We start from the raw sequence: 19,173 nt of genomic DNA, 5'->3' as shown, positions 1-19,173 counted from the left end.
TCGCGCGCTACACTCAAGCGATCGCGCATGTTTCGCGCGTTGCATTGCGCGCCTTGGTAAACGCGCGGCGCATGAAAGTCGTAAACAACAGGTCAACGAAGATGGTGAACAAAGTGTTGCAGGCACGGTAGCCACCCGCCGTCATTGCGAGGAGCGACAGCGACGAAGCAATCCATGGCTCGGCAAGTGGAAACATGGATTGCTTCGCGGAGCCTGTCATCGGGCGCGCGTTCGCGCGACCCGTTGGCTCGCAATGACGCTATTTGCAGGCTGCCTCAACAAACAAAAATGGCCGGGACTTGGTCCCGGCCATCGCACTCTCTGAACTGTAAGATCGCTCACGCCTGGCTGGCGATCTCCTTGCCGAGCGCGGCCTGCGCCGCGGCGAGACGCGCGATCGGCACGCGATAGGGCGAGCACGAGACGTAGTCGAGCCCGACCTCGTGGCAGAACGCGACCGACGCGGGATCGCCGCCGTGCTCGCCGCAGATGCCGACCTTGAGGCTCGGACGCGCCTTGCGGCCGCGGGTGACGCCGATCCTGACGAGTTCGCCGACGCCGTCGCGATCGACCGAGATGAACGGATCGATCTCGAGTATCCCCTTGGCGACATAGGTGCCGAGGAAGCTCGCGGCGTCGTCGCGGCTGATGCCGTAGGTGGTCTGCGTCAGGTCGTTGGTGCCGAAGGAGAAGAACTCCGCGGTCTCCGCCACCTCGCCCGCCATCAGGCAGGCGCGCGGCAGCTCGATCATGGTGCCGACCTGGTAGCTCAGCTTGACGCCGGTTTCCTTCATCACCGCGTTGGCTGTCGCATCGATCCGCGCCTTGACCAGATCGAACTCGGCCTTGGTCGCGATCAGCGGCACCATCACCTCGAGACCGACCGGCTTGCCGGTGCGCTTGCCGGCTTCGACGGCGGCCTCGAAGATCGCACGCGCCTGCATCTCGGCGATCTCCGGGTAGGCGATCGCAAGACGGCAGCCGCGGAAACCGAGCATCGGGTTGAACTCGGAGAGTTCTCGGGCGCGGTCGGCGAGCTTGCGCGGATCGGTGTTCATGGCGCGGGCCACTTCCTCGATCTCGGCCTGGGTGTGCGGCAGGAACTCGTGCAGCGGCGGATCGAGCAGGCGGATCGTGACGGGCAGGCCCTGCATGATCTCGAACAGCTCGACGAAGTCGGCGCGTTGCATCGGCAACAGCTTCGACAGCGCGGCGCGGCGCGACTGCTCGTCCTCGGAGAGGATCATCTCGCGCACGGTGCGGATGCGGGTCTCCTCGAAGAACATGTGCTCGGTGCGGCAGAGGCCGATGCCTTCGGCGCCGAACTTCACCGCGGTGCGCGCGTCGTCCGGCGTATCGCCGTTGACGCGAACGCCGAGCTTGCGGACCTCGTCGGCCCAGCCCATCAGCGTGCCAAACTCGCCGGACAGTTCCGGCTCGATCATCGGCATGCGGCCGGCCAGCACCTGGCCGACCGAGCCATCGATGGTGATGACGTCGCCGGTCTTGAAGGTGCGCGAGCCCACGCTCATGGTGCCGCGGCCGTAATCGACGCGGATGGTGCCGCAGCCGGAGACGCAGGGCTTGCCCATGCCGCGCGCAACCACCGCCGCGTGCGAGGTCATGCCGCCGCGGGTGGTGAGGATGCCTTCCGCGGCGTGCATGCCGTGGATGTCTTCCGGGCTGGTCTCGATACGGACCAGGATGACCTTGCGTCCGTCGGCCTGCAGCTTGGCCGCTTCGTCCGACGAGAACACGATCTCGCCCGAGGCAGCGCCAGGCGACGCCGGCAGGCCGGTCGCGATCACGTCGCGCTTGGCGGCCGGATCGATGGTCGGGTGCAGCAGCTGGTCGAGCGAGGCCGGATCGATCCGCGTCACCGCGTCCTTGCGCGAGATCAGGCCTTCATTGGCGAGCTCGACCGCGATGCGCAGCGCCGCCTTCGCGGTGCGCTTGCCGCCGCGGGTCTGCAGCATCCACAGCTTGCCCTGCTCGACCGTGAACTCCATGTCCTGCATGTCGCGGTAGTGCTTCTCGAGCAGCGTGTAGATCCGCGTCAGCTCCTTGAACGCGGCCGGCATCGCCGCTTCCATCGACAGCTTGTCGGAGCCGGATTCCTGGCGCGCCTCCTCGGTGATGTCCTGTGGCGTGCGGATGCCGGCGACGACGTCCTCGCCCTGCGCGTTGATCAGGAACTCGCCGTAGAGCTTGCTTTCGCCGGTCGAGGGATTGCGGGTGAACGCGACGCCGGTGGCCGAGGTCTCGCCCATGTTGCCGAACACCATCGCCTGCACATTGACGGCGGTGCCCCAGGATTCCGGAATGTCGTGCAGCTTGCGATAGGTCACCGCGCGGGCGTTCATCCAGGATGAGAACACCGCGCCGATGGCGCCCCACAGCTGATCGTGCGGATCCTGCGGGAAGTCGTGACCGGTCTCCTTGGCGACCGCTTCCTTGTACTTGCCGACCAGTTCGACCCAGTCGTCGCCGGTGAGGTCGGTGTCGAGCGAATAGCCCTGGCCGTCCTTGAAGGTGTCCAGGATGTCCTCGAAGTGATGATGCTCGAAGCCGAGCACCACGTCCGAATACATCGTGATGAAGCGGCGATAGCTGTCATAGGCGAAGCGGCGGTCGCCGGAGAGTTCGGCGAGCGCCTCGACGGTGCGGTCGTTGAGGCCGAGATTGAGCACGGTGTCCATCATGCCCGGCATCGAGGCGCGCGCGCCCGAGCGGACCGAGACCAGCAGCGGGTTCTTGGCGTCGCCGAAAGTCTTGCCGGTCAGCTTGCCGACATAGTCGAGCGCCTTCTCAACCTGTGCTTTCAATTCCTTCGGATACGTCTTGTCGTGCTCGTAGAAATAGGTGCAGACCGAGGTCGGAATGGTGAAGCCGGGAGGCACCGGCAGGCCGAGATTGGCCATTTCCGCGAGGTTGGCGCCCTTGCCGCCGAGCAGATTGCGCAAGGTCGCCTGGCCCTCGGCCTTGCCGTCGCCGAACGTATAGACCCACTTGCCGGCCTTGATCGCAGCCGGGGCCGCCTTCTTCGCAATGGCCTTCGCCGGCGCCTTGCCAGCGGGCTTTGCGGCGGGCTTTGCAGCCGATTTGGGGGCGGCTTTCGGCGCCGCCCTCGGGGCGCTCTTCTTCAGTGCTTTGCGCGCCGGAGCGGCCTTGCGGGCTGCGGCGGAGGGCTTTGATTTCGCTGCTGTTTTCTCGGCAGTTTTCGCAGCAGTTTTCTTGGACTTCGCGACGGCTTTGGCCATGTCAGACAACAATCCGGAAGGAGGGGTCGAAGATGCGCGCCTTACACCATTTTGAGGGGTTCCGCGCAAGCCGCGAAACCCCTCTTTCCCGCTAGAGGTGCAGCCAGCGCAGCAGACCCATCCCCACGAGCCCGACGAAGATCAGATAGATCGCGACGATGTAATTGAGGAGCCGCGGCATGATCAGGATCAGGACGCCCGCGATCAGAGCCACGATAGCAGGTAGATGCCCAGCGGTGATGGTCATTGAAGTTTTCTCCGGGGGTTTCTTGGAGGAGCGAATCGAGCGGCAGTTTATCCGCTGAGGGAAGTTCCCACATCAAGACGCAGGTCCCGCCGACGAGTTCCCGCAACTCACGAAAATTGCTCCAAATTGCCGCGTATATGGCGGCGGTTTTCCGGAACATCACCGCAGCCGATGCATTGGCTCGCCGTGCGCATCGGCGATGGCTGGCGCGCACCGAAAAAGAATGGAGCGAGCCATGCGAAACAGATTACTTGCCGTTGCAGCGGTTGCTGCCGCGATCACGGTGCCGGCTGTTGCCGCACAGGCCCAGACCGTTGGCGTCGTCCGCGGTGGCCCGCCGGTTGCAGTCGATGATGACGAGGGCATTACTGTCGAGCAGCGTCCGGCCTTCCGCGAGTACATCGTGCGCGAGCGCGTGCCGAACTACACGGTTCCGGATCGCATCGTGGTCGGCACAGTGCTACCGGACGCCGGCGTGACCACTTACGACGTGCCGCAACGGTTCGGCGCGACGCCCTATCGTTACACCGTCGTGAACGGTGAGACCGTTCTGGTCGAGCCGCGTTCGCGACGGATCGTTCAGGTGGTCGAGTAGATCAACGTCAGCACGATCGCCTGAACGACAGTCCGGGCGCCGCGCAAGCGGATGTGCGCGAGGATCGACCGGACCAGAAAGCCCCGCCCGGTTTCCCCTCCGGGCGGGGCTCTTCCGTTCTGATGCCGTGCCGGGTTACGACTTGAGGATCGAGAGCAATGTCGAGGTCGACTTGTAACTCTTGATCGCAGCGTCCTGGAAATCCTGCGTCCAGTTGGCCGCCTGGCGCTCCTCCGCGCTCATCGAAGAATATTGTTTGAGGATGCCGAGGCTGAACTGGCGCGGATCGCCGGCGGTCTGGCTCTGCTTCAGCGCGTCGAGCACGGCGAGACGCGTCCGCGTGTTGAGTTCCTGCTTGGCCGCGAAGATCTCCTCGGTGGAGAACTTCTTGTCCTGGTTCAGCGAGATCGCCGAGAGCGAGCGGTTGTCGAGCGAGGACAGGTCGGCGAGTTGTCCGGTCTTGCGGCGGGAATCGTAGACCAGTTCCTTGCCGCTCTTCGCCGCCTCGCCCTTCTGCCGATCGAGGAAGGCGCGCACGTCGCTGGCGACGCTGCTGAAGTCGCGCGTGGTGCTCTTTGTGGGAGGCTCCGTCCCCGCCAGCGCGGCCGCGATCGGATCGCCGGAAATTCCCGATGGCGCCGTGTTCGGATCCTGCTGCGTCGCCTGATAGCCCTTCAGCACCGCGGCGCGCTGGCTGGCCCAGGTTGCAGTGGCCTTCTCCTCATCGCTCGCACCATCGAGATAATCGAGCGCAGCCTTGTAGCTGACGCTGTAGTCGCCGGTCAGGCGCGTGGTCGCCAGCGACGGCTCCATCGCCTTGTCGAAGCGCTGCTTCAGCTCGGTGGCCGCAACCGCCTGCTCGTCCGGGGTGAACTTGCCGCCGTTGTTGGTTGAGATCGCAAACAGCGAGCGACGGTCCAGCGTCGAGAGATCGATGGTGGTCTTGCCGTCGACGATCGGTGCCTTGACGCCAGCGACCGTGTAGAGCCGGTCGAGCGTGATGCGCGCGTCGCTGGTGACGGCGGCAAAATCCGGCAGCGGCGCCTTGGCGAGCTGCGCGCGGGCGGCGTCCGACAGCGTGAGGTTGGTTGCGGCGTTGGATGTCGAGGACGCCGACAGATCGCCGGCGGTGCCATCGCCCGACAAGGTCGCCGCCAGCGAGGGCGTCGCTGCTGCCCGCGCATAGGCCGAACCATATTGGGCGTAGGGATTGGGCGTGGTGCCGATCGAGGTCATCGGGCGGTCCCTGCATTGGCGCGAGGGGCGATGTCTTAAGAAATCGTTGCTTCGTCAGGACCTTCGCAGGGCATGGTTAACAAATTGCAAACTGTGTCGAAATATTTCCGACGAGACATGCCCGTCAGCGGCGGTCGTTTAGCGGTCCACGACCCAGCCGTGGCGGCGTTGCGTAAAGACCGATTGCGACGGCGCGGGAAAATCGGGGTCCGCAAAGGCGCCGACCGCAACACCGATCAGGTCCGGCGCGCGACCGGGCTCCCAATAGACCGACGACCCGCAATTCGGGCAGAAATGAAACACCACGGCAGATCCACTGCCGCCGATGCGGCTGTATTCGCGCGCCTCGCCCTGCGGCTCGACGTCGGCGCGCGGAAAGAACGCCGCGACGCCATAGGTGCTGCCGGTTCGCTTCTGACACTCCAGGCAATGACACAGCGCTACTGTGGTGGGCTCGCCTTGGCAGGTGACGCGGAGCTGTCCGCAGGCGCATGTCGCGAGCCGCGCCATCATCGCCCGCCCTTGCTGGCGACCAGCCGGTGAATGACCTTGCCGGACGATGCGCTGACGACCTCCGCGTCGAGCAGCAACTCGGCCGCCGCCAGCTCGGCCCGCACCAGCGCGGTATCGAACGCCGCGTAAAGCCGGCCATGCGCATCGCGCGCATCGTCACCTCTGGTGACGCGCCAGCTCAGATAGAAGATGCCGCCGGGCTTCACGATATCGAACATGCGACGGACCGACGGCGCGATCAGCGCGTGATCGAGATGCATGATCACGGTCTCGCAGAGCACATTGTCGAAGCTGCCGGAGGCGGTGCCGGACAGGTCCGGCAGCTCGGCGCGGGCAAAGCGCAGCGCCGGATAGCGGGCGCAGGCTTCCGCGAGCAGGCCCCCGGAGGCGTCGAAGCCTTCGGCCGGAAAGCCGTGGGCATTGAGCCAAGCCACCTCGCGGCCGCTGCCGCAGCCGATATCGGCGGTCGCGCCGCCCCGGATGAAGAACCGCGTGACGATGTCGTGCAGATCGACTGGGGCCGGCTGTTCGTGCCAGTCCTGCGCAAACGCCGCCGCATCCTTGTCGTAAGCGGCGAGCGTTGCGCGGTCCATCGATCAGCCCTCGATCCTGGAGAAATCCGCCACCGCACGCGTCGCGGCGCGGATCTCGTTGAGCAGCTTCAGGCGGTTTTCGCGCACCTTCGGATCGTCGTCGTTGACCTTGACCTTGTCGAAGAACGCATCGACTGCCGGACGCAGCTTGGCCATCGCGCTCATCGCGCCGGCGAAGTCTTCCTTGGCGACGGCGGCGGAGGCCTCGGCCTTCACCTGGTCGATCGCCTTGGCCAGCGTCTTCTCTTCATCGAGCTTGTAGAGCGCGGCGTCAGGCGCGCCGTCGAAGGTCCGCTTGTCCCTCTTCTCCTCGATCGCGAGAATGTTGCTGGCGCGTTTCGTGCCAGCGAGCAGGTTTTTGCCGTCGTCGCTGTCGAGGAATTTGCCGAGCGCCTCGACGCGCCGGACGACGAGCAGCAGATCGTCCTGGCCACCAAGCGAGAACACGGCATCGACGAGATCGTGGCGCGCGCCCTGATCGCGGAGCTGGACCTTCAGGCGGTCGGCAAAGAAGGCTAGCAGATCGTTCGGCAGCGTTTCGGCATCGGCCTTGAGCGACAATCCGAGCAACGCGGATTTGGCCGTCTTCAGGATCGGCAGGCGCAGCGTATTCTCGACGATCAGCCTGATCGCGCCGAGCGCTGCCCGGCGCAGCGCGAACGGGTCCTTCGAACCCGTCGGCTTCTCATCGATCGCCCAGAATCCGGCGAGCGTGTCCAGCTTGTCCGCCAGCGCAACCGCGACGCTGACCGGATCGGTCGGCACGCGATCGGTCGGCCCCTGCGGCTTCCAGTGGTCCTCGCTCGCGGCGGCGACGGACGCATCCTCGCCCTGCGCCAGCGCGTAGTACTTGCCCATCAGGCCCTGCAACTCCGGGAATTCGCCGACCACTTCGGTCAGCAAATCGGCCTTCGCGAGGCGCGCGGCGCGTTTTGTCTTCTCGACGTCAGCGCCGACCAGCGGCGCGATCTCGGCGGCGAGCCGCTCGATCCGCTTGATGCGCTCCGCCTGGGTGCCGAGCTTCTCGTGGAACACGATCTGCTCGAACTTCGGCAGCCGGTCCTCGAGCTTGGTCTTCAGATCAGTATCGTAGAAGAACTTCGCGTCCGACAGCCGCGGACGGATCACGCGCTCATTGCCGGCGACGATGGTCTTGCCGCCGTCGGGCGCCTCGATATTGGCGGTCAGCACGAACTTGTTGGTCAGCTTGCCCGTCTTGGGATCCCTGACCACAAAGCACTTCTGGTTGTTGCGGATGGTGGCGCGGATCACCTCGTCGGGGATCGACAGGTACTGCTCCTCGAACGATCCCATCATCACGACCGGCCATTCGACGAGGCCAGAGACCTCGTCGAGCAGCACCTGGTCTTCGACCAGTTCGAGGCCCTGTGCGAACGCCAGCTCCTTGGCGTCCTCGAGGATGATGTCCTTGCGCGCCTGCGGATCGAGGATCACCTTCGCGGCCTTCAGCTTGGCCTCGTAATCCTCGAAGCGGCGCACGGAGATCGCACCCGGCGCCATGAAGCGATGGCCATAGGTGGTCTGCCCGGCCTCGATGCCGTCGACGGAGAACTTGACGATGTCAGGCTCCTCGGTCTCCAGACCGAAGGTCGCGGTGATGGCGTGCAGCGGGCGCACCCAGGTCAGCGAGCCTGATTTCGCCGAGCGCGCACCCCAGCGCATCGATTTCGGCCAGGGGAAGGTGCGGATGATGACCGGCAGCATTTCCGCGATCACGTCGATCGCGGTGTGGCCGGGCTTTTCGATCAGCGCGATGTAGAAGTCGCCCTTCGCGTCTTTCTGGATCTTTGCCTCTTCCAGCGACGTGAGACCGGTCGCTTTCAGAAAGCCCTGCACCGCCGCATCGGGGGCGCCGATCTTCGGGCCGCGACGTTCGGTCTTCAGGTCGGGCTGGCGCGCGGGGATGCCGTGCACGGTGAGCGCAAGACGGCGCGGGGTCGCGAACGCCTTGGCGCCCTCATAGACCAGGCCTTCAGCGACCAGCTTGTCGGTCACCATACGGCGCAGATCGTCGGCCGCCTTGGCCTGCATGCGCGCGGGAATTTCTTCGGAGAACAGTTCGAGGAGAAGATCGGGCATCAGACCGCCCTGCCCGTTTCAGTGTGGATCCATGCCTCGCCGCAGGCCTTCGCCAAGTCGCGCACGCGGGCGATGTAGCTCTGCCGCTCCGTCACCGAGATGACGCCGCGGGCATCGAGCAGGTTGAATACGTGGCTCGCCTTGATGCACTGGTCGTAGGCCGGCAAGGCCATCAGATGTTCCTTTTGATTCCCACCCTTACGCCAACCGGCAGCGAGATATTTGCGGCAGGCGTCCTCGGCCATCCTGAACTGCTCGAACAGCATCGCGGTGTCGGCGTGCTCGAAATTGTGCCGCGAATATTCCTGCTCGGCCTGCAGGAAAACATCGCCATAGGTCACCTTCTCGGCGCCCTCGCGGCCGTTGAAGTTGAGGTCGTAGACGCGGTCGACGCCCTGCACATACATCGCGAGCCGCTCGAGTCCGTAGGTAAGCTCGCCCGCGACCGGCGCGCATTCGACGCCGGCGACCTGCTGGAAGTAGGTGAACTGCGACACCTCCATGCCGTCGCACCAGCATTCCCAGCCGAGACCCCAGGCGCCGAGGGTCGGGCTTTCCCAGTCGTCCTCGACGAAGCGGATGTCATGGACGGCGGCGTCGATCCCGATCGCGGCCAGCGACTTCAGGTACAGGTCCTGAAGGTTCGGCGGCGACGGCTTCATGATCACCTGGAACTGGTAGTAGTGCTGCAGACGGTTGGGGTTTTCGCCATAGCGGCCGTCCTTGGGCCGCCGCGAGGGCTGCACATAGGCCGCGTTCCAGGGCTTGGGCCCCAGCGCGCGCAACGTGGTCGCGGGATGGAAGGTGCCGGCGCCCATTTCCATGTCGTAGGGCTGCAGGATGACGCAACCCTGCTCGGCCCAGAACCGCTGGAGGGCCAGGATGAAGCCCTGGAACGAACGTTCCGGGCGCATGTGGTCAGGCAGGGCGTCCATCGTTGGAATCGATCTCGCGAGGGGGTGTGAGGCGCGCGGGACCGTATCGGCGGCAGCCAATGGAATCAAGGCGATGGAGGATGTTTCTGCACCTCGCCCCGCTTGCGGGGAGAGGTCGAAATTCGCGCGCAGCGCGCATTTCGGGTGAGGGGGACTCTCCGCGAACTTAGGTCTTTCGAATCTGCGGAAACAGCCCCTCACCCCGGCCCTCTCCCCGCAAGAGCGGGGCGAGGGAGATCCAAGCCCCCTAGCCCGGGCGATAGGCTCCGGTCACGGGGTCGCGGCGCAGGGTCTTGATTTCGCCCGCGCGGGTGGCCTCGGCCACGCGGGACAATCGCGCCTCTTCGAGTTCCTGGTTGATCCGGACGGCCGTCTTGTACGCCCAGCGGACCACGGCCAGGCTTCCCAAGACGCCTGCGAATGCAATCAGCGGCGGCATCGGTCGATCCTTGTCGTTCACGTCTGTCAAGCCCCCAATGACAGGCATTCTCGCGCAAGGCGGCCTGCGCCGCAATCGCGGTTTTGGGGCTAAATGGCGCGCTCACATCCCTGTGTTCATAGCCCGAATCTGGCCCAAATCGCCCGGGTTTCCAGCGCCGAGATCACCTCGTCCGGCAGCGCGGCCAGCCCGTCCAGCGCCGCCAGCGACCCTGCCCCCGGCGCCCGCCGGCCGAGCAGGCCGGACAGCAAGCCGCTGGCCGGCGCAATCACCGGGGTCAGCACCTTGTCGCCATAGCGGGCCCGCAGCGTGGAGCGGATGTCGCCGATGCCGTCGGCGAGCCCGAGACCGATCGCGGTATCGCCGGCCCAGTATTCACCGGTGAACAGCATGTCGTCGGCGCCCTTGAGGCGGCTGCCACGGCTCTGCTTCACCAGCGTGATGAAGATCGCATGGATCTCGCGCTGGATCGCCTTCAGCCGGGCGACGTCGTCGGGGTTCTCGGGAAGGAACGGATCGAGCATCGCCTTGTGGCTGCCCGCCGTATACAGCCGGCGCTCGACCCCGATCTTCTTGATCAGCCCCTCCAGGCCAAAGCTGCCGCCGACCACGCCGATCGAGCCGAGGATCGAGGACGGGTCGCAATAGATCTCGTCGCCCGCGCAGGCGATCATGTAGCCGCCGGAGGCCGCGACGTCCTCGACGAACACCAGCACCGGCAACTTCTTCTCGGCGGCGAGTTGCCGGATGCGCAGATAGATCTGCCGTGACTGCACCGGCGAGCCGCCCGGCGAATTGATCACCAGCGCCACCGCCTTGGCATTCCGCGTGCCAAAGGCGCGCTCCAGCATCTTGGCGACGCCGGAGAGTGTCATGCCGGGCCGCAACGGCGTCACCGCGCCGATCACGCCTGCCAGCCGCACCACCGGCACGACGGCTGCGCCGCGCCTGAAGCGCGCCGGCAACATTGCCTGCACGCGTTCGAGCAGTCCCGAACGTCCAGCGTGATCACTTATTTGTTCACTCATGCCGTTACCTCGAATTAACCACTTTTTATCACGCCACTGTCATTGGAATCCGTGGAACGCGTTTTGCATTTTGTCATTGGGGCTGCAATGCGCGGGCGGAGAGGGACTTATGAAAATCTATCTGCTGATTTTGCTGATCGGTACACTCCTGGCGGCGATCCACTTCACGTCCACGCCGGACCGCCAGTCGGAAACGGCTTCGCAGTGATTTAGTGCCTCTGACGACGTGGGCAGCATGCCTGCCCGCTAAAGCGCAATGCCATCGCGCCTTGGCTTCTTGTTCGAGCATGATCGTTTTAGCGCCGCGCCAGCGGCAATTCCCCCTTCCCAGCCAACACCTCCTGCACCCATTTATTGGGCACGCCTGACTCTTCATTGAGCAGCAGTGCGGCATGGAGCCGCGTCGACGCCCGGCCGCCCTTGGTCGCCCGCACCAGGATTCGGATCGCCGGCGACGTCCCGTCGCCGTGAACCGGCAGGATCTCGAGGCTGCCAAAACCGCGGTCCAGCGCGGCCAGCACCTCGGCAATGCCGTCGGCCCGCCAGATCAGCGCAAGCTGCCCGTTCGACTTGAGAATTCGCCGCGCCGCGTGAACCCAGCCGGCCAGCGTGGTCGCGGTCGCGACGTGGGCGCGCTCGCGCACACCGTCCGGCGAGGCGCGGTGCCGCGACGGATCATTGAACGGCGGGTTCATCAGCACGACGTCGGCGCTATCCGGCCCGAGGCCGGCATCATCGAAGGCTGCGGCGCCGGCTTCGACATCAAGCACGATCACCTCTGCCAGGATCGCGTTGGTGCCGGCATTATTCCGCGCAAGCTCGGCCAGGGCCGGGTCGATTTCGACCAGGACGAGATCGATCCCCCTCACCCGCCGCGCCACCGCCAGCCCGGCCGCGCCGACGCCGGAGCCGAGATCGACGACGCGGTCGCCTGATCGAGCCGGCGTCGCCGCGGCGAGCAGGATCGCGTCATGGCCGGCGCGGTGGCCGCTGCGGGGTTGCCGCAGGCGCAATTGGCCCCCGAGAAATCCGTCTTCGGTGATCCCGGCGGCCGGAGACTCGCTTTTTGACGCGTTTTCTTCACGCGAACCGGGGCCCATTTCGCTCGAAAACGCTCTAGTCATCGGCCCGCAATTCGTGGCCGAGGCCGGCATCGGTCAGGAGCTGGCGGGCCTCGTGGTTGTCGTCCTCATGCACCAGGATCCGCCGCGGCAGCACGCCGAGCGAGCCCTCGATGATGCTCATGTTCTGGTCCAGCACCAGATGATGGATGTTAGCGCTGTCGAGCAGCGCGCCGATGGCGGAGACCAGCACCATGTCATTGGTCCGTACCAATTCCCGCAAAATACGCTCTCCTGTCGCCCCGGCAGTGCGGCACTTGCGCCACATGTCAATAACTTGATGGCCTTGCCGCTGCACCGCTCAGTTTCTATTGTTATAGCTGAGCATAGTGCGTATTCGGCAAAATTGGAGACCAGCGTGGCGGTTATTGTACCCTTCGAAAGCCCGTCCAATGCTTCGATCGACGGGCTGGTGGGACTTCTCGCCGCCGACATGGAGCGCGTCAACGCGACGATCCTTTCGCGGACCGGCTCCGAGGTCACCATGATCCCCGAGGTCGCCAATCACCTGATCTCCTCCGGGGGCAAGCGGTTGCGCCCGATGCTGACGCTGGCAATGGCCCAGCTCGCGGACTATTCCGGCGACGGCCATATCAAGCTCGCCGCCGCGGTTGAGTTCATGCACACCGCGACCCTGCTGCATGACGACGTGGTCGACGAGAGCGAGCTGCGCCGCGGCAAATTGTCCGCGCGGATGCTGTGGGGCAACGAGGCCAGCGTGCTGGTCGGCGACTTCCTGCTCGGCCAGGCGTTCCGGATGATGGTCGAGGTCGGCTCGCTCCGCGCACTCGACATCCTCTCCGCCGCCGCCGCCACCATCGCCGAGGGCGAGGTGATGCAGCTTGCCGCCGCCAAGAACACCGCGACCACCGAGGACGAATATCTCGCCGTGATCCGCGGCAAGACCGCGGAGCTGTTCGCCGCCGCCTGCGAGGTCGGCCCCGTGATCGCCAACCGTCCGAAGGCCGAGCAGACCGCGTGCCGCTCGGTCGGCATGAATCTCGGCATCGCCTTCCAGCTCGTCGACGACGTGCTCGACTATGGCGGCAAATCCGCAAAACTCGGCAAGAATGTCGGCGACGATTTCCGCGAGGGCAAGATCACGCTCCCGGTGGTGCTCGCCTTCCGCCGCGGCAATGATACCGAACGCAAGTTCTGGATCCGCGCGCTGGAGCGTGGCGAGATCGGATCGGCCGACCTCGACCACGCGATCGGGCTGATGACCAAGCACCGCGCCCTGGAAGACACCATCAGCCGCGCCCAGCACTACGGCGCGATGGCGGTCGACGCGCTGGCGCTGTTCCCGCCCTCGCCGATGAAGACGGCGCTGGAAGAGGTCGTCGCGTTCTGCCTGGCGCGCTCTCATTGATCTAGGCACTCGCGAACAACAAGACGGTGTCGTCCCTGCGAAAGTGTTCAGTCCCGTGAGTTTAGCAACGGCCTGGATCGGGGCCTGGTAGCCGAGGCATTTGAGGCGAGTCCGGTTGTAGTCGTGGACGAACTTGGCGATGAAGGCGTCGCGATCGGCATGGTCGATGAAGGTCCGCGGGCGCTGCCGCGCTTTTGTTCGCGGCCAATGGCTTCGGCGATACGCCGGTTGAAGCGTTCGACGAGGCCGTTGGTCTGCGGGTGGTAAGGCTTGGTCAGGCGATGCTGGATGCCGCGCTGCTTGCAGAGCCGATCAAAGGGGTGGTCGCCGGAAGGCTTCCCGGGCGGCTTGTTCTTCTTGTCGACAGCGAAGCGGTCGGTGAACTCCGCGCCATTGTCGGTCAGGATGGTGTGAACCTGGTGCGGGAAGTCGGCCAGGAAGCGCTCGAGGAAGCCGGTCGCGGTGGCCCCGTCCCGCCTGGAATGGATCTCGACAAAGACGTAGCGGGTGGCGCGGTCGATGGCGACGAAGGCATAGCTGGTGCGGCGCTGCAGGGACGGCAGATACTTCACGTCGATATGGATGAAGCCGATGCTGGCGGTCTCGAAGATGCCGACCTTGGGTTTGTCAGGCTTGGCGAGCCGGCTGATGCCATTGCGCTGCAGGCAGCGGTGAATGGCGCTGCGGGACAGCTTGGCATTGATGCATCGCTGCATCACCTCGACGATGTCATCCAGCGGCAACTGCAGCGACGTCCGCAGCTCGCAAACCGCCCTTTCTTCGACAGCCGACAGGCTGGTCACCAGGTTCTTCGGCCGGTGCGAGCGATCTTCGACCGTCGTGCGGTCGCGCCAACGATAGATCGTGGTCTCGCTGACCCCCAGTTCCGTCGCCAATTCGGCAACCGACTTCCTGCTGCGCTGGATATAGGCGCGCGTCTTCGGCGTCGTCGTGGCGTTCGCGTGCAGGCTCAGTTCCATGACCCGAGGTGCTCCCTGACAAAGGCCACGCCTCGTTCTACACCGATTCCATCAAACCAATCAGCAGGGACCAAACACGAAAGCAGGGATCCATGCTCTGCGGCGAGAGTTGTAGGCGGGTCTCGTCATTCCAGCGTCACGCAAATAACAAGCATCGGTGGTCATGGGTCCCAGCTTTCGCGGGGGCGACACCAGGGTTTGCTGCACCGGCGCCCGCTACTCCTTCACCGGCACCCAGATCTCCAGCCCGCCATTGCCGGTACTCGCATCGAACTTCTCGTCGTAGCGCTCGAAGTTCGGCGCGTCCGCGACCTTCATGCCGGATTGCGGCAGCCAGCGATTCCAGATCGTGTTGACGGTGCGGCGGATGGTCGAGATGTGGTCGGCGTGGGTGAACACGACGTATTTCTGCTCGGGAATCCGGACGCGCGCGAACTCGCGCGGCAGGTCGGAGAAATCGGCGACCTCGACGCCGGCGATGTAATCGAAATTGCCGGCATCATCGCCGTTGCAGCAGACGCCATAGGCGACATTGCCGACCTGACGGGGGATATGCGCGCATTGCTGGTGGAAGCCCTGCCACTGGTTCGGAATGCCGGCATCGCTGCCATTGCCGTGGTTGTAACGCTCGCCGATGCCGGCGACGAGGAACGCCTTCCCGGTGGCGATGCGCGGCGGATCGATGTGGTCGAGAGCTGTCGAGATCATGGTGATCGGCTCCTGGAGATTGAGTGTCGTCAGACACGTTGTCGCGCGCACCGTCTCGGGCGTGACGCCGAAATGGTCGCGAAACGCGCGGGTGAATGCTTCGTGGGAGCCGTAATCCGCATCCAGCGCGAGGCTGAGAATATCGGGCGCACCGGCCGCGAGTTGGCGCGCGGCTTCGCTGAGCCGCCGGGCCCGCACATAACGCATCACCGAGAACCCGGTCGCTTCCGCGAACGCCCGCACCAGATGGAAGCGCGAGACCCCCGCCACGGCGGCAATCTCGTCAAGCGTCAGCGGCGCGCCGAGATGGCTTTCGATGTACCAGAGCGCCTTCTGGGCTGGATTCATGGATGACGGCTTTCCTGCAAAGCTCGGGCATCATGCACGGCTGCCGCGCGCGGCATTTGACAGTCCTTGCTACCCGGGCGGCGAAACCGTGGTTCCGCTCCACGGAAATTTACCCGCAAAGCCGTCGCTGGCAACAATGTTGCAATCGTGCATACTCGCCGACGCATCGATCCGACGGCTCATCAAGCTGCCCGATAATCAAGACTGCAAGAGCCGCGGCCAGCATGTCAGGGAGGACAATGATGCACCACCAACGCTTGAGCTATGCCAACTGCGTCAAATCAGCGGCGCTTGCGGGGCTTTTGACGATCGCCGTCGCCAGCGCCGCCAACGCGCAGAAGAAATACGATCCGGGCGCGACCGACACCGAGATCAAGGTCGGCAACATCATGCCCTATTCCGGTCCGGCGTCCGCCTACGCCACGATCGGCAAGACCGAAGCAGCCTATTTCAGCAAGCTCAACAGCGAAGGCGGCATCAACGGCCGCAAGGTCAACTTCATCTCCTACGATGACGCCTACTCGCCGCCGAAGATGGTCGAGCAGGCCCGCAAGCTGGTCGAGAGCGACGAGGTGCTCCTGATCTTCAATCCGCTGGGCACGCCGGGCAACACCGCGATCCAGAAATACATGAACGCCAAGAAGGTGCCGCAGCTGTTCGTCTCCACCGGCGCGGCCAAGTGGAATGATCCGAAGAACTTCCCGTGGACCATGGGCTGGCAGCCGAGCTACCAGGTCGAAGCGCGCATCTATGCCAAGTACATTCTGCAGAACTATCCGGGCAAGACCATCGGCGTGCTCTATCAGAACGACGACTTCGGCAAGGACTATCTGATCGGCCTGCATGACGGGCTCGGCGACCAGGCCAAGAAGCTGATCGTCGTCGAATCCTCCTACGAGACTTCGTCACCGACGGTGGATTCGCAGATCGTGCAGATCAAGGGCGCCAACCCCGACATCTTCGTCAACATTGCAACGCCGAAATTCGCGGCGCAGGCGATCAAGAAAGCCGCCGAGCTCGACTGGCATCCAGTGCAGTTCCTGACTAACGTCTCCGGCTCGATCGGTGGCGTGATGAAGCCGGCCGGCTATGAAGCGAGCCAGGGCGTGCTGTCCACGGCGTATCTCAAGGACCCCAAGGATACCGAGTGGAAGAACGATCCGGCGATGACCGAGTGGCGCGCCTTCATGACCAAGTGGTATCCCGAAGGCGACCTCGACGACGCCGCGACCGTATTCGGCTATGGTGTCGCCAAGGGGCTGGAGCAGGTGTTGCGGCAATGCGGCGACAATCTTACCCGCGAGAACCTGATGAAGCAGGCGGCCAGCCTCAACCTCGAGATCGGCATCTATCTGCCCGGCACCAAGATCAAGACCGGGCCGGACGACTATGCGCCGATCGAGCAGCTGCAGATGATGCGCTTCAAGGGCGAGAGCTGGGAGCGGTTCGGCCCCATCATGAGCGGCGAGAAGAGCAGTTGAGGGCCTTCCTCCACAACTTTGCGGTTCGTGATGCCCGGCCGTGCGCCGGGTATCCACGTCTTCGACATGATTCACGAGCAAGACTTGTCGCAAGCAAGACTCGTTACGAGCAAGATTTGCGATGGCCGGAACCCAGACCAGCCGAAGCGACGCCGTTCTTCAGGCTCAAGTGTCCGGCCACCACGAATTCCAGGCACATCCTGCGATCGGAAGGACAACAACAATGAAAATCACCGACGTCCGCGCCCACCATATCCGCATTCCCTATGACGCCGGGCCCGCGAGCTTCCGCCAGGGAGCTTCCGCGATCTCGGCGCTCGACATGGTGCTGGTCGAGGTTTCGACCGATGCCGGCCTCACCGGCTGGGGCGATGCCTTCGCCTATGTCTGCCCGAAGACGAGCTGCACGGCGGTGGCCGAGATGATCGCGCCGCAGGCCCGCGGCCTCGAGGTGCCCGACGCCGCCAGCATCCGCGCCGCGATGGAGCAGATCCAGCGCAACCTGCATCTGTTCGGCCGCTACGGCATCACGATGTTTGCGATCTCGGCGCTCGACATCGCGCTATGGGATCTCGCCGGCAAGGTGAAGGGCGTGCCGCTGCATCAACTGATCGGCGGCGCGAAGCGCAGCACGATCCCGGCCTATGCGAGCCTGATGCGGATCGGCAATCCGGCGCATATCGCCGCCGAATGCAAGAAGGCGATCAAGCTGGGCTATTCGGCGATCAAGCTGCACGAGACCACCGTGCCCGCGGTCGCCGCCGCGCGCGAGGCGATCGGCCCCGACGTGCCACTGATGGTCGACATGAACTGCCCGCTGGACGGACCCGCGGCGATCCAGTTCGCGCGCGACTGCAAGCAGGCCGCGCCGCTGTTCCTGGAGGAGCCGGTCTGGCCGCCGGAGGATTTTGCGACGCTCGCCGAGGTGCGCAGAGAAGGCCGGCTCGATATCGCGGCCGGCGAGAACGCCTGCACCGTGCATCAATTCCGCCAGATGATGACCGCGGGCGCGGTCAGTCACGCGCAGCCCTCCGTGATCAAGGTCGGCGGCATCACCGAATTCCTGAGGGTGGCCGTCCTCGCCGACGAGTTCGGCGTCCAGGTGATTCCGCACTCGCCGTATTTCGGGCCGGGCTTCCTCGCCACGCTGCATCTGATGGCGATCCGCGACGCGGGGCTGATCGAGGTGTTCTTCATGAAGCGACCCGCCTGCCTGTGGGGCGACCGCATCGACGTCGACGCCAACGGCCATGTCGCCGTGCCGCAGGGCCCAGGCCTCGGCTACGAGCCGGATCGCGACGTGATGGAGCAGTACCGGGTGGCGTAGCTGAGACCCTGTCATTGCGAGGAGCGAAGCGACGAATCAATCCATCGTTCCGCACGCGCGGTGGGATGGATTGCCTCGCTTCGCTCGCAATGACGATTTCCTACTTCGTCCCGTCCTTCGCAGCCGGCGCGGCATCCTTCGCCGGCGGCGCGTCGGCTTTCTTCTTCAGATCCTCGGTCAGCTTGACCTGCGCTGTTTGCAGATCGGTGACGAGCTTCTGCAAGCTCGCGACCGAACTCTGCAAGCTCGCGATCTGTCGGTTGGCGGCGTCGAGCTTCTGCTGATGATCCGACGTGAGCTTGTTGATCGTCTTCTGCAGGAAGTCGACATTGCTCTGCAGACAGCTCGTGCGCCGCTCCATGGTTTTCTCGACGGTGCAGATCTCGATGCCGGGAACGTCCTGCGCATGCGCGGTTCCGGCGACGCCGAGTGCGAGCGGTGCCAGCAAGGCGAGAACAAAACGAGCGGTCATCGGCGTCTCCAGGCAAATGCGTCATTCACAGTTTTGTGCTCGCGACGCTGAAAGCGAGGCAGACATACCACACTGAAACCGCATTCAAGCGGTGTGCTTCACCCATTACGGGACTACTCGTGGGGACGGGGGCCTTCGGAACTTGTTTGGTTCGATCCCTTTTGGCTCGACCTTGGGCAGTGGAGACAGATCGCATGGCAACGCGCGAAAAACGGTTGGCGCAATTCGACGGCAATGGCGAACCTGCGCCGGAACAGCGCGTGGAAGTACTTTGTGAGGATCATAGCGGAACGTATCAGCTGCCGTTCGCCTGCCGCTTCGTCAACGGCCAGTGGCGCAATGACACCACCGGCGGCGCGCTGGAAGCCAACGTCATCGCCTGGCGGAAGCCGCGCGAGAAGCAGGCGGGCATGGCCTGAGG

20 protein-coding genes are annotated in these 19,173 nt (G+C 64.7%); 5 read left to right on the top strand and 15 right to left on the bottom strand.

The features are described from left to right. Nucleotides 1-13 precede the first annotated feature (13 nt). From J2R78_RS26980 to J2R78_RS26970, 3 genes are all read right to left on the bottom strand, one after another. Nucleotides 14-196, bottom strand: a complete 183-nt coding sequence (locus J2R78_RS26980; protein WP_253607493.1) for a hypothetical protein — start codon at nucleotides 194-196, stop codon at nucleotides 14-16. A 142-nt stretch (nucleotides 197-338) separates the two neighbouring features. Further along, nucleotides 339-3,260 carry a pyruvate, phosphate dikinase gene (ppdK, locus tag J2R78_RS26975; RefSeq protein WP_253607491.1) on the bottom strand — a complete coding sequence of 974 codons (2,922 nt, stop codon included), beginning with the start codon at nucleotides 3,258-3,260 and terminating at the stop codon, nucleotides 339-341. Nucleotides 3,261-3,351: 91 nt separating this feature from the next. After that, nucleotides 3,352-3,507, bottom strand: coding sequence for a DUF3096 domain-containing protein (locus tag J2R78_RS26970; RefSeq protein WP_016844375.1), 156 nt, complete (start codon nucleotides 3,505-3,507; stop codon nucleotides 3,352-3,354). 235 nt (nucleotides 3,508-3,742) lie between these two features. Between J2R78_RS26970 and J2R78_RS26965 the strand changes: the two genes are divergently transcribed. After that, the gene (locus tag J2R78_RS26965) at nucleotides 3,743-4,102 is read left to right on the top strand and encodes a DUF1236 domain-containing protein (protein WP_253607489.1); all 360 of its coding nucleotides are present in this window, start codon (nucleotides 3,743-3,745) and stop codon (nucleotides 4,100-4,102) included. 135 nt (nucleotides 4,103-4,237) lie between these two features. Here J2R78_RS26965 and J2R78_RS26960 read toward each other — a convergent pair whose 3' ends face one another. The 9 genes from J2R78_RS26960 to J2R78_RS26920 all read right to left on the bottom strand — a co-directional run bounded on the left by J2R78_RS26960 (nucleotide 4,238) and on the right by J2R78_RS26920 (nucleotide 12,290). Next, on the bottom strand, nucleotides 4,238-5,338 hold the full coding sequence (locus J2R78_RS26960) for a hypothetical protein (RefSeq protein WP_253607487.1): 1,101 nt from the start codon (nucleotides 5,336-5,338) through the stop codon (nucleotides 4,238-4,240). A 138-nt stretch (nucleotides 5,339-5,476) separates the two neighbouring features. Further along, nucleotides 5,477-5,848 carry a GFA family protein gene (locus J2R78_RS26955; protein ID WP_253636024.1) on the bottom strand — a complete coding sequence of 124 codons (372 nt, stop codon included), beginning with the start codon at nucleotides 5,846-5,848 and terminating at the stop codon, nucleotides 5,477-5,479. Next, nucleotides 5,848-6,444 carry a bifunctional 2-polyprenyl-6-hydroxyphenol methylase/3-demethylubiquinol 3-O-methyltransferase UbiG gene (locus J2R78_RS26950; RefSeq protein ID WP_253607484.1) on the bottom strand — a complete coding sequence of 199 codons (597 nt, stop codon included), beginning with the start codon at nucleotides 6,442-6,444 and terminating at the stop codon, nucleotides 5,848-5,850. Before J2R78_RS26950 ends, J2R78_RS26955 begins: the two co-directional genes overlap by 1 nt. Before the next feature lie 3 nt (nucleotides 6,445-6,447). After that, the gene (glyS, locus tag J2R78_RS26945; RefSeq protein ID WP_253607483.1) at nucleotides 6,448-8,544 is read right to left on the bottom strand and encodes a glycine--tRNA ligase subunit beta; all 2,097 of its coding nucleotides are present in this window, start codon (nucleotides 8,542-8,544) and stop codon (nucleotides 6,448-6,450) included. Further along, complete coding sequence (locus tag J2R78_RS26940) at nucleotides 8,544-9,479, bottom strand: glycine--tRNA ligase subunit alpha (protein WP_253607481.1); 936 nt, start codon at nucleotides 9,477-9,479, stop codon at nucleotides 8,544-8,546. Before J2R78_RS26940 ends, glyS begins: the two co-directional genes overlap by 1 nt. A gap of 247 nt (nucleotides 9,480-9,726) precedes the next feature. Continuing rightward, nucleotides 9,727-9,918, bottom strand: coding sequence for a hypothetical protein (locus tag J2R78_RS26935; protein WP_026193154.1), 192 nt, complete (start codon nucleotides 9,916-9,918; stop codon nucleotides 9,727-9,729). 116 nt (nucleotides 9,919-10,034) lie between these two features. Beyond that, nucleotides 10,035-10,946, bottom strand: coding sequence for a S49 family peptidase (locus J2R78_RS26930; RefSeq protein ID WP_253607480.1), 912 nt, complete (start codon nucleotides 10,944-10,946; stop codon nucleotides 10,035-10,037). A gap of 296 nt (nucleotides 10,947-11,242) precedes the next feature. After that, on the bottom strand, nucleotides 11,243-12,046 hold the full coding sequence (locus J2R78_RS26925) for a tRNA1(Val) (adenine(37)-N6)-methyltransferase (protein ID WP_253609920.1): 804 nt from the start codon (nucleotides 12,044-12,046) through the stop codon (nucleotides 11,243-11,245). Nucleotides 12,047-12,062: 16 nt separating this feature from the next. Then, nucleotides 12,063-12,290, bottom strand: a complete 228-nt coding sequence (locus J2R78_RS26920) for a DUF2007 domain-containing protein (RefSeq protein WP_026193157.1) — start codon at nucleotides 12,288-12,290, stop codon at nucleotides 12,063-12,065. A 135-nt stretch (nucleotides 12,291-12,425) separates the two neighbouring features. Between J2R78_RS26920 and J2R78_RS26915 the strand changes: the two genes are divergently transcribed. Further along, the gene (locus J2R78_RS26915) at nucleotides 12,426-13,436 is read left to right on the top strand and encodes a polyprenyl synthetase family protein (RefSeq protein ID WP_057015096.1); all 1,011 of its coding nucleotides are present in this window, start codon (nucleotides 12,426-12,428) and stop codon (nucleotides 13,434-13,436) included. A gap of 47 nt (nucleotides 13,437-13,483) precedes the next feature. Here the strand turns inward: J2R78_RS26915 and J2R78_RS26910 are convergent, their stop codons facing one another. Both J2R78_RS26910 and J2R78_RS26905 read right to left on the bottom strand, forming a co-directional pair. Continuing rightward, complete coding sequence (locus J2R78_RS26910) at nucleotides 13,484-14,416, bottom strand: DDE-type integrase/transposase/recombinase (RefSeq protein WP_253607478.1); 933 nt, start codon at nucleotides 14,414-14,416, stop codon at nucleotides 13,484-13,486. Nucleotides 14,417-14,632: 216 nt separating this feature from the next. Beyond that, nucleotides 14,633-15,472, bottom strand: coding sequence for an AraC family transcriptional regulator (locus J2R78_RS26905; RefSeq protein WP_057014919.1), 840 nt, complete (start codon nucleotides 15,470-15,472; stop codon nucleotides 14,633-14,635). 239 nt (nucleotides 15,473-15,711) lie between these two features. On the opposite strand from J2R78_RS26905, the gene J2R78_RS26900 reads away from it, so the two are divergent. Together J2R78_RS26900 and J2R78_RS26895 are read left to right on the top strand one after the other, a co-directional pair. Beyond that, nucleotides 15,712-16,953 (top strand): ABC transporter substrate-binding protein, encoded by a 1,242-nt coding sequence (locus tag J2R78_RS26900; RefSeq protein WP_253607477.1) that lies wholly within the window; start codon nucleotides 15,712-15,714, stop codon nucleotides 16,951-16,953. 223 nt (nucleotides 16,954-17,176) lie between these two features. Beyond that, entirely contained in the window at nucleotides 17,177-18,280 is a 1,104-nt protein-coding gene (locus J2R78_RS26895) for a mandelate racemase/muconate lactonizing enzyme family protein (RefSeq protein ID WP_253607476.1), read from the top strand. A gap of 100 nt (nucleotides 18,281-18,380) precedes the next feature. Here J2R78_RS26895 and J2R78_RS26890 read toward each other — a convergent pair whose 3' ends face one another. Next, nucleotides 18,381-18,752, bottom strand: coding sequence for a hypothetical protein (locus J2R78_RS26890; protein ID WP_253607475.1), 372 nt, complete (start codon nucleotides 18,750-18,752; stop codon nucleotides 18,381-18,383). Between the two features lie 194 nt (nucleotides 18,753-18,946). Between J2R78_RS26890 and J2R78_RS26885 the strand changes: the two genes are divergently transcribed. After that, on the top strand, nucleotides 18,947-19,171 hold the full coding sequence (locus J2R78_RS26885) for a hypothetical protein (protein WP_225161055.1): 225 nt from the start codon (nucleotides 18,947-18,949) through the stop codon (nucleotides 19,169-19,171). Nucleotides 19,172-19,173: the final 2 nt, after the last annotated feature.

Origin of the sequence: Bradyrhizobium sp. USDA 4538, assembly GCF_024171045.1 — a bacterium.
GTDB lineage: Bacteria > Pseudomonadota > Alphaproteobacteria > Rhizobiales > Xanthobacteraceae > Bradyrhizobium > Bradyrhizobium australafricanum.
This window is presented reverse-complemented; position numbering and strand designations above follow the sequence as displayed.

Excerpts from the sequence above, each read along its gene's own strand:
- J2R78_RS26980 (WP_253607493.1), bottom strand. The coding sequence starts at position 196 with ATGTTTCCACTTGCCGAGCCATGGATTGCTTCGTCGCTGTCGCTCCTC.
- ppdK (WP_253607491.1), bottom strand. The coding sequence starts at position 3,260 with ATGGCCAAAGCCGTCGCGAAGTCCAAGAAAACTGCTGCGAAAACTGCC.
- J2R78_RS26970 (WP_016844375.1), bottom strand. The coding sequence starts at position 3,507 with ATGACCATCACCGCTGGGCATCTACCTGCTATCGTGGCTCTGATCGCG.
- J2R78_RS26965 (WP_253607489.1), top strand. The coding sequence starts at position 3,743 with ATGCGAAACAGATTACTTGCCGTTGCAGCGGTTGCTGCCGCGATCACG.
- J2R78_RS26960 (WP_253607487.1), bottom strand. The coding sequence starts at position 5,338 with ATGACCTCGATCGGCACCACGCCCAATCCCTACGCCCAATATGGTTCG.
- J2R78_RS26955 (WP_253636024.1), bottom strand. The coding sequence starts at position 5,848 with ATGGCGCGGCTCGCGACATGCGCCTGCGGACAGCTCCGCGTCACCTGC.
- J2R78_RS26950 (WP_253607484.1), bottom strand. The coding sequence starts at position 6,444 with ATGGACCGCGCAACGCTCGCCGCTTACGACAAGGATGCGGCGGCGTTT.
- glyS (WP_253607483.1), bottom strand. The coding sequence starts at position 8,544 with ATGCCCGATCTTCTCCTCGAACTGTTCTCCGAAGAAATTCCCGCGCGC.
- J2R78_RS26940 (WP_253607481.1), bottom strand. The coding sequence starts at position 9,479 with ATGGACGCCCTGCCTGACCACATGCGCCCGGAACGTTCGTTCCAGGGC.
- J2R78_RS26935 (WP_026193154.1), bottom strand. The coding sequence starts at position 9,918 with ATGCCGCCGCTGATTGCATTCGCAGGCGTCTTGGGAAGCCTGGCCGTG.
- J2R78_RS26930 (WP_253607480.1), bottom strand. The coding sequence starts at position 10,946 with ATGAGTGAACAAATAAGTGATCACGCTGGACGTTCGGGACTGCTCGAA.
- J2R78_RS26925 (WP_253609920.1), bottom strand. The coding sequence starts at position 12,046 with ATGGGCCCCGGTTCGCGTGAAGAAAACGCGTCAAAAAGCGAGTCTCCG.
- J2R78_RS26910 (WP_253607478.1), bottom strand. The coding sequence starts at position 14,416 with ATGGAACTGAGCCTGCACGCGAACGCCACGACGACGCCGAAGACGCGC.
- J2R78_RS26905 (WP_057014919.1), bottom strand. The coding sequence starts at position 15,472 with ATGAATCCAGCCCAGAAGGCGCTCTGGTACATCGAAAGCCATCTCGGC.
- J2R78_RS26900 (WP_253607477.1), top strand. The coding sequence starts at position 15,712 with ATGATGCACCACCAACGCTTGAGCTATGCCAACTGCGTCAAATCAGCG.
- J2R78_RS26895 (WP_253607476.1), top strand. The coding sequence starts at position 17,177 with ATGAAAATCACCGACGTCCGCGCCCACCATATCCGCATTCCCTATGAC.
- J2R78_RS26890 (WP_253607475.1), bottom strand. The coding sequence starts at position 18,752 with ATGACCGCTCGTTTTGTTCTCGCCTTGCTGGCACCGCTCGCACTCGGC.
- J2R78_RS26885 (WP_225161055.1), top strand. The coding sequence starts at position 18,947 with ATGGCAACGCGCGAAAAACGGTTGGCGCAATTCGACGGCAATGGCGAA.